Annotated in this window: 3 protein-coding genes and 1 pseudogene; all 4 read left to right on the top strand. The window is 40.7% G+C overall.

Annotated features, from left to right (window positions below):
* Positions 1-483, top strand: a pseudogene (locus A3761_RS01075) (hypothetical protein); the annotation flags it as partial.
* A gap of 199 nt (positions 484-682) precedes the next feature.
* Positions 683-1,219: a hypothetical protein gene (locus A3761_RS01070; RefSeq protein ID WP_197472702.1), complete on the top strand. Its 537-nt coding sequence runs from the start codon at positions 683-685 to the stop codon at positions 1,217-1,219.
* 8 nt (positions 1,220-1,227) lie between these two features.
* On the top strand, positions 1,228-2,973 hold the full coding sequence (locus A3761_RS01065; protein WP_156506287.1) for a lipopolysaccharide assembly protein LapB: 1,746 nt from the start codon (positions 1,228-1,230) through the stop codon (positions 2,971-2,973).
* A 71-nt stretch (positions 2,974-3,044) separates the two neighbouring features.
* Positions 3,045-3,991, top strand: a 947-nt coding sequence (locus A3761_RS01060; protein ID WP_197472701.1) for a tol-pal system YbgF family protein, incomplete at its 3' end; no start/stop codon positions are given.

Here is a 3,991-nt window from a genome sequence, read left to right as displayed (position 1 = left end):
AAGGTGCTGATCTTCTTTGATATTGGTGGTTCAATGGACCCTCATGTAAAAGTTTGCGAAGAGTTGTTTTCTGCGGCGCGTGTTGAATTCAAGCATATGGAGTATTTCTACTTTCATAACTTTATTTACGAAAGTGTATGGAAGAACAATATTCGTCGTTCAAACGAAAGCATGCCGATCTACGATGTGATTCACAAATATTCTTCTGACTACAAAGTACTCTTTGTTGGTGACGCATCAATGGCACCTTACGAGATAACTCAGCCAGGTGGCAGTATCGAGCATTGGAATGAAGAAGCTGGCGCTGTATGGATGCAGCGTGTGACCGATCATTTTGATAAAGTGGCTTGGGTTAACCCTCTGCCAGAGTCATACTGGGGGGAGGGCGGCTCTTTGGGGATAACCAAGCAGCTCTTAGAGGACAATATGTACCCAATGACGGTTGAAGGGCTCGAAGACGCAATGCGCTATCTCAGTCGCTAAGTTGGGGTGTTTGGATAATCTTTAATCAATATTTCTTTCACGATTACAATTACTTACTTATTTAGTGACATAGCACAGATTTTTTTCTTTAAGACTTGCTATTATCAGAATAACAATCACTTATAAAATTTTGAAGTTTGTTATGGGTATCCAGCGGTTTCTTGTTTTCGTTGTTCTAATCTCTATATCGTGTATGCAGTTGAATGCAGCGCCCCCTGTTGCTCAGCCCGCTAACAATAGCCTTCCTGCAAGCCAGTCTCAGAAATCTCCTGTAAAGAAAAAGTCTCCCGAGTTGGTTAAGCTTGCCAAAGAGGCCGAACAGATCAAGTCAGACTTAATTGAGCTAAATAGAGAACTTTATAATTTTGAAGAACAGTTACTATATCCAACTGAAACCCAGTTGGCTGTTTTTCTATCCCTTGATGCCAAAACTACTTTTACGCTTGATTCAATTGAAGTTCTGTTAGATGACAAATTAGTCGCTACGCATTTGTACAACAAGTCTGAGTTGGCAGCCTTAAAGAAGGGCGGGGTTCAAAAAATCTATCTTGGAAGTTTGGCTGATGGACAGCACAAATTAACAGCCCAGTTTAACGGACAGGGTGCAGATAATAGCTATTTTCGTCGTAAGAAAGCCTTGAAATTCACTAAGGAAAATAAGGCTAAATACATACAGATGGAAGTTATTGAAAGTCCTGGTAAGCGAGAGCCCTTGTTCAAAGTTAAGCAATGGTAGCTGTCATCATGCTTTCTATGTCAGGTAGTATTCTTCAGTTCTCATCTCGTTATGTTGCCTTGCAATGTACCAAACTTTTTAGCTTTGCTCTTGCGTGCCTGACTCTTTCTATTCTGCTATCTGTTCCAACAGTTGTACTTGCCGCCAGCCAAAGCAAAGGCATTCCAGAAGAACTCTACGAGGGCATGGTCAAATTCAAGCTAAATAGCGGTGACGTCTTCAATGCACTGGCGATGATGAACGAGCCTTATATTTCAAAATATCCTGCCGACTATAACGCAGCCTTACATGGTTATAGCATGTCTAACAAAGCGCGTAAGCTGTTAGATATCAATGGCAAGCAAAAAAACAAACTTAGTGATTCTGAGCGATTTACGCTTGGTGAAGTCTACTATAACGATAACGATTGTATTAATGCGCTTAAGTCATTCAAGGGACTAAAGAATAAGCTGTCACTAGATGATAAACAGCGTTGGACTTTTTATAGAGCAAACTGCTTTATAGAGCTCGGTAGCCCACAGAGAGCAGCGAAAGCACTAAGGGATTTGGTCGGAGGAGTCTGGGCTGCTTATGCTTATTACAATCTTGCTATAGCTTATGCTGAAGCGAGCCATGACAAAACTAAAGCGCTCGGCACGCTTTGGATAGCGAGTTCACTGAATAAAGGTAAAAGCGAAGAAGAGTTGGCTTTGGCTGACCGAATTAATCTTGCGTCCGGCTCACTCTATTTGGAGGGGGGAAAGCCAGACCTTGCTTTAGAGTTTTTCAAAAAGGTTCGCCTTGACTCTGACAGTACGGCTGCAGGCTTATACCTGAATGGCTTGGCACATCTGGAGCTTGGTGATTTTCGTGCTGCCACTCAATCCTGGTTTAGTACCAAGACTTACCCTCTTACAAATCAAAGTGTTGCTGAAGCAGCATTGGCCATTCCTTACGCATACGAACGCTCCGGCTATATAAGTCAGGCTCTTGAAGCCTATAAAGAAGCCAGTTCCGGCTTTGAAAACGAATTGAGAACGATTAACAAGCTAGATACGGCGCTTGAAAAACATGGTGCGCATGCAGTGTTGATTGATGGTAGTGAAATTAAGGGGCTGGAGTGGTTTTTGTCAAAAGGTGTTGTTAAGAATACTACACGCGCTGCTTATTACCGTTATTTCGCTCAGGATAGGGATATTCATGACGATATTAAGCTATACACCGAGATGCACAACCTAGTGGTAAATATCGAGTATTGGCAGACTCAATTATCCGTATTTTCTCAGGCCTTGAACTCTAAAAAGAGTAATTTCAGTAAACAAATAAAGCGTTTTAATTCTGTTGAAATTGCTAACCGAATTAATGCTTATGATAAAAAAGTTGGCAAACTTTCCTCAAGTAACTTGATGACGCCAAAGCTTAGTAAGAGCTTGCAGATTGAGGCAATGAAAAACGGTGTAGATACTTTGGCAAGTAGGCTTGGTAAGCTTCAAAGCAAAGTAAATAATGGTCCTAAACTACTTTCAAGCCAGTTATCTGAAAGCGCAGCTCTAGGGCAGCGACTCGCAGCGAAAAAAGTGAAGATAGAGGCTTTGCTAGATAAGTTGGATAGCGAGATTACTAATGTCTGCCGGCAGCATCTTTCTGAGCTAAGAAAGGTGATGATGTCCAATTATGAGAGAGCTGAGCAAGGCTTGGTGCATATTTTCCAGGGTATCGCTGAAAATAAATCGACTAAGCGAAAGAAAAGTAAAGACGGGCGCTATTCTCGATGATGTATTTTATTAAATCGACTAGAAACAACGTTCCTAGGCTTTATTCTTGGGTACTTCTTTTAGCTGTAGGTATGTTTTCAAACACTTCTTATGCTGCTAGTGATGACCCATTTATTTTTGAGTTGAAAAGTGATCTCGAAACCATTGGTGATATCAAACCGAGCTTTATCGTCTACCAAGATAAACCTTTACCCAAGGTCTCAATTAATTACATCTTAAAGCGCTACATAAAATTATTTGAAAACGCTAACTCGCCTAATGTAAAAATTGATGCTTTGAATCGTATTAATAACTTAAGGGAAAAGTACAAACTCGATAGCAAGAAACTTACGATTGATAAAGTTACTCAAAGTCAGGTGGTGCTCGATAGCTATGATCGTATTGTCGATTCAGGTGTATTTTATCAACGCATGGATGAATTGCTTTACCAAACAGCTAAGGCAACAAAATTTATAGGTAATTCTGAAGAATCTATAAAACGACTTAAATTGTTAGTAGGTCTTTACCCAAAGTCTGATCTGGTTGATGAAAGTATGTTCCGAATTGCCGAGACATATTTTGATTTGGGTATGTTTGATAAAGCTGAAGCGCAGTATAAGAAAGTACTGGCTTTTACAAAAGATTCTACCTTCCATCATAGAGCAAACTTTAAGTTAGGTTGGGCTGTTTTTAGACAGGACAGGTTTGCCGACTCAGCAGTTCATGCTAGTAAGGTATTAGATAAGTACCCTGAGCTAAGGAATGCAATCGGGTACGATACCTTGGGCCTCAAGGATCAAGATATTGTTGACGATACCTTCCGACTTTTCTCTACTATGTTTTCTCAAGACAGAAGCGGCGAGAGTATTGAGGTGCTACAACAGAGTATCGGGCATAAGGACTATGCATATTTGCTTTATGACTCCTTATTTCGATTCCACCTAAGATCTGAGCGATTTCGTGATGCGGGTCTCGTAGCCAGGGGCTTTACCGATAACTATCAAATGAATTTTGATGCTTATCGAATGGCACAAAATGA

Source organism: Oleiphilus sp. HI0123, from assembly GCF_001635315.1.
Note: the sequence above shows the minus strand (reverse complement) of the source record. Positions and strands in the feature narration are given on the sequence as shown.